Here is a 15,417-nt window from a genome sequence, read left to right as displayed (position 1 = left end):
AAAGCTGCACAGCTATCCAGATGTCTAAACGCGGGAATGAGAAAATGTCTCACTCACGCCTTTTCTGAATAAGCTCACGCTTTAGCGAAATTAAACATAAGTAATTCATATATATAGCAATGGAAACGTTGCTTTTATCGGCAACTCTATTGGAAACATGAAGTGGTTCACAAAGTTCCCTTAAATACACAAATTCTTACATATTATTTCTTTTTGTTACCTCTTTAAGACATTTGTAGCACTTTCAAGGTAGCGAAACGTTTATATGAATGGAAAGATGCTTCTCAGACACAAAAAGACACCAAACTCTCATCAATAGTTCCGTAAAGATTTATTGACGGCAGTGGCAGGTGTTATAAAAAACCTAATGAGGGTAATAAATAATGATGAAGCGCAATATTCTGGCAGTGGTTATCCCTGCTCTGCTGGTAGCCGGTGCAGCGAACGCTGCAGAAATCTATAACAAAGCCGGTAACAAATTAGATCTGTACGGTAAAGTTGTAGGTGAGCATGACTTCGTAACCTCTGGTGATGACACCGGTAGCAACGATAACACCTATGCTCAGATTGGCTTCAAAGGCGAAACTCAGATCAACGACCAGCTGACCGGTTACGGCCAGTGGGAATACCGTGCCCTGGCAAGCGGCGAAGAGAGCGGCGGCCAGTCTCAGCGTACTCGTCTGGCATTTGCCGGCCTGAAAATTGCTGACGCAGGCTCCATCGACTACGGCCGTAACTACGGTATCGCGTACGACGTTGACGCTTACACCGATATGGCCCCGTCCTTCTCCGGTATGACCTGGGCGAACTACGCTGACAACTTCATGACCGGCCGTACCTCTGGCGTTGCGACCTACCGTAACTCCAACTTCTTCGGTCTGGCTGATGGCCTGAACTTCGGCCTGCAGTACCAGGGTAAAAACGACCGTGCTAACCCGCTGACCTCCAACGGTGACGGCGTAGGTTACTCTCTGGGCTATGACTTCGCTGAAGGCTTCAGCGTGATCGGTGCTTACTCCAACGCTGACCGTACTAACAATCAGGAAACGCTGACCCGCGTTTACACCAACGATGCTGGCGCTCTGACCACCCGTGGCAGCGCCCGTGGCGGCCGTGCGGAAACCTGGGGTGTGGGTGTGAAATATGACGCCAACAACATCTACCTGGCGACCACCTACGCTGAAACCCGCAACACCACCCGTGAAGCGGACGGCACCTTTGCTAACAAAACGCAGAACTTCGAAGCCATCGCTCAGTACCAGTTCGACTTCGGTCTGCGTCCGTCCCTGGCCTACGTTCAGTCTCGCGGTAAAGACCTGGCAGCTACCTCTGACGGCGCATTCGGCGGCGGCAGCGAAGACCTGCAGAAGTTTGTTGAAATCGGTGCAACTTACTACTTCAACAAAAACTTCAACATCTGGGTTGACTACCAGCTGAACCTGATCGACGACAGCGACTACAGCCGCAACGTTGGCATCGTCAACGGCAAAGACGACCAGGTTGCTGTAGCGGTAACTTACCAGTTCTAATTGCACGACCTCCTCGTTATATGCTGATAAAACAGGGCTACGGCCCTGTTTTTTTATGCCTGTAAAGCCGTCCAACCCCGCTTGCGGTCACACTCTGTTTCTTTTTGTCGCAAACGGTTGGCAATTGATAAATCTCCCGTTAACCTGATACGCAACGCCCTTCTGTCATCAAAATGGAACCTCGTCATGTTTGAGAATATTACCGCAGCCCCTGCTGACCCTATTCTGGGGTTAGCCGATCTGTTTCGTGCCGACCAACGTCCGACAAAAATTAACCTTGGCATCGGCGTCTATAAAGATGAAACCGGTAAAACGCCGGTGCTGACCAGCGTGAAGAAAGCCGAGCAGTATCTGCTGGAGAACGAGACGACGAAGAACTATCTCGGCATTGACGGGATCCCGGAATTTGGTCGCTGCACCCAGGAGCTGCTGTTTGGCAAAGGCAGCGCGGTGATTAACGACCAACGCGCCCGTACGGCGCAGACCCCGGGCGGCACCGGCGCGCTGCGCGTGGCGGCGGACTTCCTGGCGAAAAACACCGACGTTAAACGCGTCTGGGTGAGCAATCCGAGCTGGCCGAACCATAAAGGCGTCTTCAACGCTGCCGGACTGGAAGTACGCGAGTATGCCTACTACGACGCGGCCAACCATACTCTGGACTTTGACGGTCTGCTGGCGAGCCTGAACGAAGCCCAGGCGGGCGACGTAGTATTGTTCCACGGCTGCTGCCATAACCCAACCGGTATCGATCCGACGCTGGATCAGTGGCAGACCCTGGCGCAGCTCTCCGTTGAGAAGGGCTGGCTGCCGCTGTTTGACTTTGCCTATCAGGGCTTTGCCCGTGGTCTGGAGGAGGATGCAGAGGGGCTGCGCGCCTTTGCTGCGCTGCATAAAGAGCTGATCGTTGCCAGCTCCTACTCGAAAAACTTTGGTCTCTATAACGAGCGCGTTGGGGCCTGCACCCTGGTGACCGCCGATGCGGATACCGCCGATCGTGCCTTTAGCCAGCTGAAGTCCGTGATCCGTGCCAACTACTCCAACCCGCCGGCGCACGGTGCCTCCGTGGTGGCAACCATCCTCAGCAATGATGCCCTGCGCGCCATCTGGGAGCAGGAGCTGACCGATATGCGCCAGCGCATTCAGCGCATGCGTCTGCTGTTTGTGAATACGCTGCAGGAGAAAGGGGCTAACCGTGACTTCAGCTTTATCATCAAGCAGAACGGCATGTTCTCATTCAGCGGCCTGACCAAAGAGCAGGTTCAGCGCCTGCGCGAGGAGTTTGGCGTCTATGCGGTGGCATCCGGTCGCGTTAACGTTGCAGGTATGACCCCGGACAATATGGCTCCGCTGTGTGAAGCCATCGTCGCGGTACTGTAAGTAAAGAAAAGCCCGGTAGCGCTATGCTTACCGGGCTTACAGATTAGGTAGGTCGGGTCAGCGTAGCGCCACCCGACACAATCTATTACCAGATCGGTATTACCAGATCGGCTGCTCATCCTGCAAAAACGGGTTGTGCAGGCGCTCTTCTCCCAGGGTCGACATGGGCCCGTGACCGGGAATAAAGGTCACGTCGTCGCCCAGCGGCAGCAATTTGCGCTTGATGGAGTCGATCAGCTGACCGTGGTCGCCGCGCGGGAAATCGCTGCGCCCTACCCCACCCTTAAAGATCACATCTCCCGACACCAGCAGGCGCGACTGCGCATCGAAGAAGACAATGTGTCCCGGCGTATGGCCCGGGCAGTGCAGTACCTCGAGCGTGACCTTGCCGACGGTCACACTCTCGCCTTCGTCCAGCCAGCGATCGGGCGTCAGAGGCTGACACTCCTCAAGGCCAAACATACGGCTCTGGGCAGGAAGCCCGGTCAGCCAGAACTCATCCTCTTTTTCCGGGCCAACAATCGGCACACCGTAGTGCTGCGCCAGCTCGGCGGCGGCCCCCACGTGATCGAGATGACCGTGGGTGAGCAAAATCTGCGTCAGCGTGACGTCAGAGGCGGCAACCACCTCTTTGATACGCTCGGCGTCGCCGCCGGGATCCACCAGCGCGGCCTGACGCGTCTCTTCACACCAGATCAACGAACAGTTCTGGGAGAACGCGGTAACCGGAATAAGACGATAGTTCATACTGCTCCTTTTCATTAAGCCTTGTTACCAGTGCCGAACCGGCCCGGTATCAATATGTACAAAGTTGCTGCGCGGGTAATATCCTACACCACCTGCACCCATAGATAACGCAGCTTTGCGAATATTGCTTAATGCGAGGCCTTCAATATGGAAATCCATTGCCTGGCCTTTGGTGTGATAGCTGTGCTTCGCGACGCCGCTGCTGTGGGCGCGAAGCTCATTGTTGGTATCGACAGAGCGATAGCCAGAGATAAGCTGAACCGGTTTACGCGTGCCGAGCAGGCCCTGCAGGCGGTAGATCTGGTCGAAAAGCTTAGGGTCAATGGACGTCACTTTATTGGCGCGAAAATCGCGGAAAAAGTGGTTAAGTTTAGCTAATTCATCCTGAATATAGCCCTTGCCGTCAAAAAATTCGGCTTTGATTGACTCCCCGGTATGTAAATTATTGAGAGTCAGGATCCGTGGGCGTGGCGTAGAGAGGGTCGCGAACGCAGGCGTTGGCAGGATGGCTGCACCAAGTGCAACGCCACCTAACGCCAGCAGTTTGCGGCGATTAGCGTCAAATTTATCCATGATAATCAGGTCTACAGGTAAAAAGTTTGCTTAATTAATGCACTTCTGGCGCGTGAAAAAGCACATTACCGGGCAAAATTTCTTACGTCAAGGAAGGTCAAGCCTGGTAAAGCGGGGCAGCGTAGCCTGGATGGCCCGTTTTTACCAGTGATTTAGAGAATGGATTAATCTGAACTACTTCATTTATCTGATTAATTGTTCCGCCTTCGGCAGGACGTCGGCACCTGAACGAGCGGTCAGATCGTAATTGTAAATATCTGTACGATACTGGGTACGCCCATCGCTGCCTACGAAAGCGGTCAGGTAGTAGAGGTTCACCGGAATATTCTGCCGAATATTCACGTAGCGCGTATTCCCCTCCTGCAGCGCGTCAGAGATACGCGTGTCGTTCCAGCCCGCGTCCTGCAGCAGCATGCTGGCCAGCTCAGACGCTTTGTTCACGCGAACGCAGCCGGAGCTGAGCGCGCGCTCGTTCTTCTGGAACAGATTATGGTTTGGCGTATCGTGCAGGTAGATGGCATCCGAGCTGGGCATATTGAACTTGTAGCGGCCCAGCGAGTTGTGCGCCCCGGGCGCCTGCTGGAAGCGGAACGGCAGATTAGACGGCGTGATAGTACCCCAGTCGACCCGCCACGGATCGATAGTCTCTTTGCTGTTCCAGCCGCGCAGTACAACATAGTTATGCCGCTCGAGATAGCCCGGATCGTTCCACACTTTAGGCAGAATATCCTTGCGCGCCAGCGTCGGCGGCACGTTCCACGGTGGATTGACTACGACGTTATTGAGCGCGCTGCTCATCATCGGCGTCTTGCGATCCGGACGGCCCACGATCACTCGGGAGGCCAGCACCTCGTTGCCCTGCTGATAGTAGACCAGCGAGTAGGCCGGAATATTCACCATGATGCCGGTAGAGACCGTATCAGGCAGCAGACGCAGACGCTGAATATTAAGGGCCAGCACGCCTGCACGCTGGGCGGGCGTAACGTTCAGCCAGTCGCGAGTAGACTGGCCGATTGAGCCATCGCTTCCCAATCCCTGCCAGGTCTGGAAACGTTTTACCGCCGCGACCAGGTCGCGATCGTAGTAACCGCCGCGGGCAGGCTTCGCCTTTTTAGGCTTATCTCCCGGCAGAACGATGTTCTCAGCGCTATCCAGCATGCCGGTGCGAGAGAGGATCTCCCGCAGAGCCGGAATATCGTTGCTCCACTGTCCGGGACGCAGCGTGGCGGTACTCTTGAGTACCGGCCAGGGCCGCGTGTCACCCAGCAGCTTCAGCAGCGACTGATGCATCATTGCGTACTGGGCATGCTGCGGCGCAAGGCTGGCGACAAAGTGCGTCAGCTGGCCGTTATCCAGCGCCATCTGCCACTGGTTGATCACCGTCAGCGGCGGGGTCGCCAGCGGATAGGGTTTGGCGCTATAGAGCCAGCTGTTGCCCTTGACGGGAATGCCAGCGATAAAGTGCAGATAGCCCAGCATGGCGTCGGAGAGCACCACGTCCCGGGCCTGGCCGGTGACGGCAGGATCGGTTAACAATTCAACCCATTTTGTAAACTGCGGCTGAAAACCAGCGATAGCCACTTCGGCAAGCTGCTGCTGAAACGCTTTAACCGCTTCGCGATCGTCCCACATCGCCTTCTGCTCCCGAGCAGCATAGAGCGCAACGAGCTGATTCATGTAGACCGGGGTATAGCCAGCCGGTAGCTGAGACTGGATTTCGGTACGGGTTTTGGCCATCAGGCCAGCATCGGCCAGCGCCTCAACGCCCGCCAACACTGCGGTGGCGTGGGACTGCGCCAGCGGCTCGGCCAGCGCCGTAGGCTGTACGCCCATGCTGGCAGAACTATCGGTAGGCACAACTTCTGGCTCATCGGCCATCGCACTAAACAGCGGAGCAAACGTGAGGGCCACGCACAAACTCAATGCGGACACCCGACGACTCTCTTTCTTCTTCAGCAACATCCCTTGCCCCCTGTTTAAAAACGAATCGATTAATCCGTCTGGTTCTATGAGTATATAAAGACAAAAATACATTTGCCCGGCAAAATGTAAAGAAGATTAAAGATTGATCTGGCTCTGGTTGGGCCAGCAAGCCATAAAAAAGGGCGGCTACGCTGCCGCCCTTTAGCTCTACTGTCCGTCAGGTTACGCTGGCATCCGCCGTGCCGGGCAGCGGCTCGGGCAGCTGTGGAGCAAAGCCGCGCAGACCCACCACGTGCACGTGTTCTTGATTGTTGAACACCTTACGCACCAGCTTGTAGGTGGTACCTTTCTCTGGACTGATGTTTTCAGGGGCAGCGATAATCAGCTGCATCTCCAGTCGTTCGCACAGCTCAAACAGCGTGGCGATAGAGCGGGCATCAAGACGGGCGGCCTCATCAAGGAACAGCAGGCGGCACGGAGAGATATCTTTCCCGCGCAGGCGACGCGCTTCGTCTTCCCAGCTCTGCACCACCATCACCAGAATCGACATCCCGGTCCCGATCGCTTCCCCGGTAGAGAGTGCGCCGGACTCGGCACGCAGCCAGCCGTCGGAGCCGCGGTTAACTTCAACCTCCATCTCCAGATAGTTGCGGTAGTCGAGCAGCTCTTCACCAATGGTCTGCGGCGTACGCTGACCCATATCAATCTGCGGGTTCAGGCGCTGGTAGAGCTTCGCCAGCGCTTCCGAGAAGGTCAGGCGGTTGCTGTTGAACAGATCCTGATGCTGCTCATGCTGCTCAGAGAGCACGTCCAGCAGCGTAGCGTGGGTCTCGCGCACGTTCACGTTCAGGCGCACGCTGTTCACCTGGCCAAAGGAGACGCTCTGCAGCCCCTGGTTGAGCTGGCGGATACGGTTCTGCTCGCGCTGGATGGTTTTGCGAATGATGTTTGCCGCGCTGCGGGAGCTGATCGCCAGCTTCTGCTCGCGGGAGGTCAGCTCTTCCGTCAGACGGCCCAGCTCGATCTCCATCTGCTCAATCGCTTCAACCGGATCGTCAGTGCGAATGATGTCCTGACGGATACGCTCGCGCAGATGCTGGTAGACCGCGACAAAGAACTGGATCTTACGTTCAGGACGCTTCGGATCTTCCGACATGCGCAGCACGTCGCGCAGGTGTTCATTATCCGCCACCGCCAGACGCAGCGCACCCAGCGCCTTATCCGACATGGATCGCAGCTCGTCGGCGGAGAGGTAGGCCAGCTCGCGACGGTGCAGGCGGCGCTCAACGCCGTTATCTTTCACCATCCGCATTACTGCGCACCAGCCCGCTTTGGCCGTCACCACCTGCTCGCGCTTCTCGTAGTAATCACGCTCAAGACGCTTGAGCTTGCGGGTCAGGTTATCCATCTCCGCTTCGCAGAAGGTCAGGGCTTTCTCCAGCTGGTTGCGGCGCGCGCGGTTGCTGGAGAGCTGGGCATAAAGCTCATCGCGACGGATGCGCGCCCGCTCTTCCGAGCCGCTATCGGCCCGGACGCCAATCTCCTGCAGCTCTTTATGCAGATCGTTCAGCAGCTCTTTCTTGGTGTCGTAAGAACTTTTCAGCGACGCCTGTACCTGGCCGTACTGGCTGAGCTGGGCGGCGTGGCTGCGCAACGCCTCACGGGCGCGGGCGCGTTCGCTCTCCGCCTGCTCCAGGCGCTGGCGCAGCTTCTCGTTGAGATCGCTGTTGCCGGTAAGCATCTCGGCAGAGTCGCTGTAGCTGAAGTGGGCGCGACGCTGCACCACCTCGGTGAGGGCAAACGCCTGCTGGCGCGCTTCACGCTGCACCTGCTGTGAGTAAGCGTAGTCCTCTTTTAACTGTTCAAACTGCTCTGGATCGCTCTGCAGAACGGAAACCATTGGCTCCAGCTTCGCCAGCTGATTGCCGTACTGCTGGATAAAGCGGGCTGCTTCCTGGGCCTCGTCAAGGCGCTCGCGGATCTCATCCACGCGGTCGGCCAGGGTATCGTCGCTCAGCAGGTTAACGCGGGGCAGCAGGCGGTTCAGGGCGCTGACGCCCTCCTTCGCCTGATCGTACTGGACGCGGCTCTGCTGGTTATCGCTCTCATGGGCGCTGATGGCCCGCTCAAGCTCGCCCCGGCGAGTGGTCAGGGTACGGATCTCCGCTTCCGGATCGTCCTCAAAGGCGACCGCCAGATGGCTGCCGATAAAGCGGCTGAAGGCCTGGTGCAGACGCTGGGTTTTCTGGACGTCAAACGACAGCGTGGCAAAACGCTCCGCCAGGGTTTCGCGCTCGGCGTGCAGGCTCTCAATACGGTTTTCGCGCGCGGCGCGGCCAAACAGCGGCAGCGATGGGAAGCGCGAGTAGCGCCACTGGCGATCGGCTACCTTAACGATCACCGCTTTCTCCAGTTCGTCGACGGCAAAGACGCTGTCGTCAAAGGATTGCGGATCCCCCTCGATCAGATAGAGATCTTCCGGACAGTCGGTTAATCCTTCCAGCTGGTCGGCGATCAGGGAGAGATCCGGCACCACGATGGCGTGACGCGACGGACCATACAGCGCCGAGTAGTAAGGCGCATCGTCAAGGCTAACGTCATCATAGATTTCAGAGAGCAGTACCCCGCCGAAGCGTTCCGCCAGGGCGTTGAGGCGGGCATCTTCCGCGCCGCCCGGCTGGCTCAGACGCTCAATCTCATCGTCCACCGCCTGTTTGCGAGCGCCGATCTCATCCCGCTCAACAATCGCTTCGCGCTCGCGCTCCAGCAGCTGTTGCAGATACTCGGTTACGTCCTGGCTCGATTCAAACTCTTGCCCGCTCTGCTCACAGAGCTGGTTGAGGCTATTCTGCGCGGCCAGCCAGACCGGGGCGCGCTTCAGCAGGCGCTGAATACGCGCCTGCAGCTGCTCCAGCTCCTGGCGCAGGGCCATGCGCTGCTCACCGGCGTTGGCAACGGTCTCAGAGAGGGCGGCAATCTGCGCCTCCAGCTGCTGGTGCAGGGCCTCCAGCTCGTCGGCGTCGACGCGCTTGTTGTGACGCTTGCAGAATTCGGCCAGCAGGCGCTCGGCATCCTGCTGCTCGCGCAGACGCTGCTCCAGCTCGTTAAGACGCATCCGCAGAGGCTGCACCTGCTCCGCCAGATGGCGCTGGTTAACGGCGTCGCGCAGCAGCTCCCGGGCCACGCTCCAGGCTTCATCCCGCGACAGCGGACCGTTAATGGCCGCTACCAGCTGGTAAGCCTGCTCAAACTGGCTGTGCGCGGTCTGAGCCACGCTCATCTTCTGCTCCAGCGAGAGCAGTTTTTCGGTCGCTTCCTGCTCTTTGGCCTGGAAGGTCTCCTGCCACTGCTGGGCGCTTTCCGGCGTCAGATCCGGAATGTGGCACAGGGCCTGGGCGCGCTCCAGCGCGGCCAGGCCCTGGTTATACTGAATAGCGCGGGTCTGCTGCACGTCGAGGGCCTGCTGATAGTTGGCAAGCTGACTCTTCAGCTCATCCACCTCCAGCTCAGCGGCTTCTGCCCGGGCCTCGTTCTCCTCCTGGCGGTCGGCAGCCTCCGCTACCACCTCGTTCTGCTCCTCCAGACGGATTTGCAGCTCGTCGAGATCCGCTTCGTAGCGCTCAATTTTCTCTTGCTGACGCAGCGCAGTTTGGACCAGGTTCAGATGGTCGCTGGCGGCCTGGTGATCCGCTTCGAGATCCCCCTCCGCACCGGTATGCTCATGCAGCTCTCGCGCCATGTCGACGTGCTTATACTGCTCGGCGGCCAGCTGCGACCGGGAGGTAAAGAGATCCCGGCGGAAGGCCAGAGCCTGATCGAGATGCACCCGGCGCTCGTTAGCGTGGCGCATGTAGTCCGAGGCCACGTAGTTGGTGGCTTCGCTGATCAGGTGCTTAAAGAGATCCCTGTCCGACTGGGTGACGCGGATCGCCTCGAGCGTCATGCGGTTCTCGCGCAGCGCGGCTTCCATATCCTGGAATGCCTTGCGCACCCCGCCGTTCTCCGGCAGCAGGTAGTCGCGCAGCGAGCGGGTAATGGCGCTGGAGATCCCGCCGTAGAGCGAGGCCTCGATCAGACGGTAGAACTTGCTACGATCTGAGGCGGAGCGCAGGCGACGCGCCACGATGCCCAGATCGAACATCAGGGCATGGTAATCAGTGATCGAGTTGAACTGCTTGAACTGAACGCCTTCGATCTCGTCCAGCTTCTCTTTCAGCTCGTTCAGCGTCAGCACCCGCGCCTGGCGCTCGTTGAGCGTCTCGGTCAGCAGCGTTGTCGGCTGGATGCTGGTTGGCAGGCCCTGAATCGCAAAGGGTTTAATATCTACCTTGCGATCGCGTCCGGCGACCTGCTGCAGGCGCACGCCGACCACTACGCGCTGGTTGCGCGAGTTGATGACGTCCAGCACCGAGTAACAGACGCCCGCCTTCAGCTTGCCGTGCAGGCCCTTATCACGCGAGCCGCTGGTGGCCCCCGCTTCGGTGGTGTTTCGGAAGTGAAGCAGGGTCAAATCCGGGATCAGCGCCGTGACAAAGGCCGCCATCGTGGTGGATTTACCGGCCCCGTTACCGCCTGACAGCGTAGTGACCAGCTCGTCCAGGTCAAAGGTCCGGGCAAAAAAGCCGTTCCAGTTAATCAGCGTTAGCGAGCGAAATTTACCGCGATCAATCATTACTCTTCCTCCGCACTGTCCGGCTGATTCTCGTCTTGCTCATCATTGAGCTGCAGGTGGTTCTCTACCGGCATGGCCTCGCCGTCGCGGATCATGCGCAGCTGCGCTTCACGCAGATCGTCTCCGCCGCGCACGTCAGCGCCGAAGCGGAACACCGACTCGGTGATACGAAACTTGCTGCTGTCGTTGCCCATAAACCAGACCATGCCCAGGCGGCGCAGGCGGTTCAGCGAGGAGCGCACTTTTTCCTGAAGCTTCTGCCGGTCGACGTCGGAGCCGGTAGAGCGGTTGTTGACCAGCTTCAGCAGCTTGCTTTCGTCCGCCAGCGCCAGCAGCTCATCGTAGAGCTCCTGCTGGGTAAAGATACCTTCGTTGGCCAGACGCTCAGGGCTGAGATAGAGGTAGCAGAGGATCTTGCCAACCATCATATCCAGCTCAGAGAGCACCGAGCGCGGGATCAGCGTTGTGGAGCGCGGACGCAGGTAGAAAAACCCTTCCGGCGCGCGGATCAGCTCCACGTTATAGCGGGCATAAAACTCCTCCAGATACTCCTGGAAGTCCATCAAAAATGCGTGATTATCCAGCTCATCAAGACCAATGTGGCGACCGGCACGCAGCTGACTGTCCAGCGCCGGGAACAACGGGTTAGCCAACGCCTGCGCCAGCTTGACTGGCATCACTTGTTCAATATTTGTCAATGACATGCGCCTGTACCCTGGCTCCGTAATCATTAATTGGCTGCCATTTTGCTGGCAGCCCGGTGAAATCGCCCTGCGCTACGCCGAGACGTACCGCCTGATCAACCACAATTCGCGCAACGTCAAAGTGACGCGCCCGCGGATATTGCGCCAGATATTCGCGCACCACGAGACCGAGATCCAGTGGCACGCCTCTGGTTTTATACACCGCCAGCTGCGCTTCAATCATGGCGGCAAGCTGCTCGCGAATTTCGTTAAACTCTTCGAACTCGAGATCCGGCGGCAGTTCGCCGGTGACCTCTTCATCGCGCAGCGTCATCTCTTCATCGCGCATATCCAGCAGACGATCGGCGCTGGCGTAGGTCAATGCCCACGGCGCATCAAAGTAAGACTGCACTGACTGGCGCAGACGCTGGGCAAAGACGCGGTTTTTATCCATATCGATGGCGGTACGGATAAACTTATGCACGTGGCGGTCGTAGCCAATCCACAGATCGATAGCCTGCTGACCCCAGCTGATAATGCGGTCCAGCTTGCTTTGCAGATCGAACACCAGCCGGTCGACAAACTCGAGATCGTTATGGGCGAGGGTGGCATCCTGGATGCGCAGCAGGTTGGCTTGCAGCTTATCCCCCGCCGCCTCCAGCGTATCCTGTAACTCGCGCAGGGTCCCGGAGGTCTCCGACAGCAGAAGCTCACAACTCGAGATAGCCGCCCGCCAGTCTTTGTTCAGCAGCTGGGCGATGTCATCTTTCACCAGCTGCTGCTGCTCGTCCATAATGCGCTGGGTCAGATCGATGCTGTCGAAAATCTCGGCGACGGAGTACTTAAGCGGAGCATAGACGTGACGATGCCAGTGGAACTCGTCCCCACCTTCGGCTGCGGCGTCGGCGGCGCGTTTCAGCTCGCTGGCCACAATAGAGAGCTGCATCGAGAGGCGCAGTGTGGAGAATTCGCGCTGGCGAATGTAGTAGTCCGTGATGCCGATACCGAGGGGCGTTAAACGGTAGATGGCGTTCCCCTCGGCCTGCTCGCTGGTAAAGCGGTTCAGCAGGCGCTGGCGCACCATATCGTTGATGGCGTTGTTGGCGCGCACGCCGATGGTTTCGCTGGTCTGCTCAAACGCCTCGCTGACGTGACGAAACGCGTCAATCAGCTCCCCTTCGCTCATCTCACCGTCCAGCCGCTCGCCGTTGAGCGTGGCGACGGCCAGCAAAAAGGAGAGCCTGTCTACCGGCAGCGAGATCGAGAAATCATTTTTTCTGGCCCAGGCAACCAGTTCGGGGACTGTCTGGGAAAATTCACTCATCGTTAATCCTTGTATCTACCTGCGGCTTCTGCGCGGTAACGTGTATATAGCGGCCAAGGCTCAGGTAAGGCTCCTGGCGGCAGTAACGCGTCTCTAACTCCACTAATGCAGCAAAACAGTCATGCTGTTTTTGCTTATCGCGCAGATAGTCGTGAAAAACCCTGATACCGGTTTTACCGGTGATCTGCCAGCCCATCTCTTCGAGCCAGCCGTAGACCTGCTGCGGATCGCGCGGAAAGTCCGGTGAAAGCGTCCGTCGTTTCTTTTTGTACATGCCCTGCTGTACATAGCCAAAATTGCCCACCAGCACGTTCCGCATCAGCAGGCCGTTGGCATTGTAAAACATCAGCGACAGCGCGCCGCCGTGACGTAGCACCGACCAGAGGGTTTGCAGCACGGCAACCGGCTCGGCGACCCACTCCAGCACGGCATGGAACAATATCAGATCGACCGGCGATTCCAAATGCTGGGCAATGTCCTGAGCGGCACAGTGGATAAAATGCATGTTGTCGATCACACCTTCCGCCTCTGCCGCCGCGCTGGCCCGGGCGACCATCTCACCCGACAGATCGCACAGGGTGACGTGATGACCGAGCTTCGCCAGCCGGATGGCCGTCTGCCCCTCTCCGCCACCGGCATCGAGAATGCGCAGCGGTCGTGGACCACAGGTCGCGAGCAGGGCATCAAGATCCTGCCACAGGATCGCCTGGCGTAGCTGCCCTTTCGTGGTGCCATATATATTGCGGGAAAACTTCTCCGCGATGTCATCGAAATTGCGATCCTGCATCTGCTACTCCGCGATCCTGGCAAAACCGCTATTTTGTCACACCCGCGTTAAGAAGGAACCTATCTGGTGTAAGATCCACAGAATAACCTGCTGTATGGTCAAAAAGGAAACGGAAGCCATGCTTTTTACGCTGAAGAAATACATTGGTGGGATGCTGCTGCCCCTGCCGCTGCTGCTTTTGCTGATGGGGATTGGCCTGGCGCTGGTCTGGTTTACCCGCTATCAGAAGTCCGGTAAGGCGCTGATGAGCGCCGGCTGGCTGGCGCTGGTGCTGATCAGCCTGCAGCCGGTGGCAGACGGCATGCTCAGGCCGATAGAGCAGACCTACCCCACCTGGCGCGGTACCCAGCAGGTAAAATACATCGTGGTGCTTGGCGGCGGCTACACCTGGAACGATACGTGGGCGCCCAGTTCGAACCTCATCAACAACAGCCTGCCGCGTCTCACAGAGGCGGTACGCCTGTGGCGGCTTAATCCTGGCGCCAAAATGATCTTCACCGGCGCGGCGGCAGCGACGAACCCGGTCAGCACCGCCGAGGCGGGAGCACGCGTGGCGGAAACCCTGGGCATCCCGCGCAGCGACATCCTGACGCTTGACAGCGCCAGGGATACCGAAGAGGAGGCCGCAGCTGTGAAGCAGGCCATCGGTGAGACGCCGTTTCTACTGGTGACTTCGGCATCGCATCTGCCTCGGGCGATGATCTTTTTCCGTCACGCGGGATTAAATCCCCTGCCTGCTCCCGCGAACCAGCTGGCGATCGACTCGCCGCTTAATCTTTGGGAGCGCATTATTCCCTCTCCGGTGTGGCTGATACACAGCGACCGGGTCGGCTACGAGACGCTGGGTCGCATCTGGCAGTGGCTTAAGGGTTCGTCAGGCGATCCACGGCAGGAGTGATTTAGAGGCGAGGTCAAAATTAGTGCGGCTGAAATGGCCGGTATTCACCAGCTGCGCGACCTCGTCCCACAGGGTATAGAGCCAGCGTCGCCAGATAAACGACTCTGCCACCGGGGCGTGCTGAAGATAGTGCCACAGCAGCCCTTCCGCCAGCGCGCTGTCGGAGAGACGGAATAGCTCGTACTCGCGCGGCGCCCAAAGCATCACCCCTGGCCCCACTACCGCCACCAGCTGGTCGGTGCGGGCATCTTTTAACATGCTGCGCAGGTTGAAATTGCCGTGCACCAGCACGCAGTTGTCGTTAAAGCCTTCGAAGAGTTTGGGCAGGCACTCCCGGGTGCGAAACAGGATCCGTTTGTCCTGCATCGTCAGGCCGGTATTTTTAAACTGATTGAGGGTGTTCCACAGCACCTCAACCCGCTGACGATACCATGAGGGCCAGATGTTCTCCTGGGTACTGTCCACCACGCCGACGCAGCCGTGGCTGTCCTGCCGGTGCCAGGCGAGCAGCGCCTCAACGATCTGATCCTTAAGCTGCTCCCAGCGCTCCGGCGTGCGGGCCGGGGCTTCAACGGGCACGCCGCGCAGCCGCTCAATCAGCAGCACGTCCGGACCGGGGTGCTCGTCATGGGTCATCACGCCGTACACCACCGGCATACGGACTGTACCGCTGCGCGCCAGCATCGACATCTTCCACGCCAGCTGTCGCGCCAGACCCGGCGTGGTAAAGCTTCTCGCCAGCAACGGCATAGGGTGGCCGTGGCTGTCGTAGAGTGACCACAGCGCGGTATCCGCCTTCTCGTTAACACACTCCACGCGGCTGAGTTTTTCCCCCAGCAGGTGGCTCAGTTCGGCACGTAGTTGTTCCATTCACGCTACCCCTCAGGAATACCCTTACGCAGAC

11 protein-coding genes are annotated in these 15,417 nt (G+C 58.4%); 3 read left to right on the top strand and 8 right to left on the bottom strand.

What is annotated here, in order from left to right; genetic code table 11:
* Window positions 1–383 precede the first annotated feature (383 nt).
* Window positions 384–1,529 (top strand): porin, encoded by a 1,146-nt coding sequence (locus RTX96_RS10425; RefSeq protein ID WP_312670919.1) that lies wholly within the window; start codon window positions 384–386, stop codon window positions 1,527–1,529.
* A gap of 186 nt (window positions 1,530–1,715) precedes the next feature.
* Window positions 1,716–2,906, top strand: a complete 1,191-nt coding sequence (gene aspC / locus RTX96_RS10420; protein WP_268108492.1) for an aspartate transaminase — start codon at window positions 1,716–1,718, stop codon at window positions 2,904–2,906.
* A 99-nt stretch (window positions 2,907–3,005) separates the two neighbouring features.
* Here the strand turns inward: aspC and RTX96_RS10415 are convergent, their stop codons facing one another.
* From RTX96_RS10415 to cmoM, 7 genes are all read right to left on the bottom strand, one after another.
* Window positions 3,006–3,653, bottom strand: coding sequence for an MBL fold metallo-hydrolase (locus tag RTX96_RS10415; RefSeq protein WP_103819632.1), 648 nt, complete (start codon window positions 3,651–3,653; stop codon window positions 3,006–3,008).
* A gap of 24 nt (window positions 3,654–3,677) precedes the next feature.
* Window positions 3,678–4,226, bottom strand: a complete 549-nt coding sequence (locus RTX96_RS10410; protein WP_103819633.1) for a YcbK family protein — start codon at window positions 4,224–4,226, stop codon at window positions 3,678–3,680.
* 183 nt (window positions 4,227–4,409) lie between these two features.
* Window positions 4,410–6,188, bottom strand: coding sequence for a L,D-transpeptidase (ldtD, locus tag RTX96_RS10405; protein ID WP_312670918.1), 1,779 nt, complete (start codon window positions 6,186–6,188; stop codon window positions 4,410–4,412).
* Between the two features lie 178 nt (window positions 6,189–6,366).
* A complete protein-coding gene (mukB, locus tag RTX96_RS10400; protein WP_312670917.1) occupies window positions 6,367–10,821 on the bottom strand; it encodes a chromosome partition protein MukB in 4,455 nt (1,484 codons plus the stop codon).
* The gene (gene mukE / locus RTX96_RS10395) at window positions 10,821–11,525 is read right to left on the bottom strand and encodes a chromosome partition protein MukE (RefSeq protein ID WP_103819636.1); all 705 of its coding nucleotides are present in this window, start codon (window positions 11,523–11,525) and stop codon (window positions 10,821–10,823) included. Before mukE ends, mukB begins: the two co-directional genes overlap by 1 nt.
* Window positions 11,506–12,828: a chromosome partition protein MukF gene (gene mukF, locus RTX96_RS10390; RefSeq protein WP_312670916.1), complete on the bottom strand. Its 1,323-nt coding sequence runs from the start codon at window positions 12,826–12,828 to the stop codon at window positions 11,506–11,508. Before mukF ends, mukE begins: the two co-directional genes overlap by 20 nt.
* Window positions 12,821–13,615, bottom strand: coding sequence for a tRNA uridine 5-oxyacetic acid(34) methyltransferase CmoM (gene cmoM, locus RTX96_RS10385; protein WP_103819638.1), 795 nt, complete (start codon window positions 13,613–13,615; stop codon window positions 12,821–12,823). Before cmoM ends, mukF begins: the two co-directional genes overlap by 8 nt.
* A 118-nt stretch (window positions 13,616–13,733) precedes the next feature.
* On the opposite strand from cmoM, the gene elyC reads away from it, so the two are divergent.
* Window positions 13,734–14,513 carry an envelope biogenesis factor ElyC gene (elyC, locus tag RTX96_RS10380; protein ID WP_312670915.1) on the top strand — a complete coding sequence of 260 codons (780 nt, stop codon included), beginning with the start codon at window positions 13,734–13,736 and terminating at the stop codon, window positions 14,511–14,513.
* Here elyC and RTX96_RS10375 read toward each other — a convergent pair.
* Window positions 14,490–15,383, bottom strand: a complete 894-nt coding sequence (locus RTX96_RS10375; protein ID WP_103819639.1) for a YcbJ family phosphotransferase — start codon at window positions 15,381–15,383, stop codon at window positions 14,490–14,492. The genes elyC and RTX96_RS10375 overlap by 24 nt on opposite strands.
* Window positions 15,384–15,417 lie beyond the last annotated feature (34 nt).

This window comes from Pseudescherichia sp., assembly GCF_032052675.1.
In the GTDB taxonomy this organism is placed as follows: Bacteria; Pseudomonadota; Gammaproteobacteria; order Enterobacterales; family Enterobacteriaceae; genus Pseudescherichia.
The sequence above is the reverse complement of the archived record's forward strand: the minus strand, read 5'-3'. Positions and strand labels throughout refer to the sequence as shown.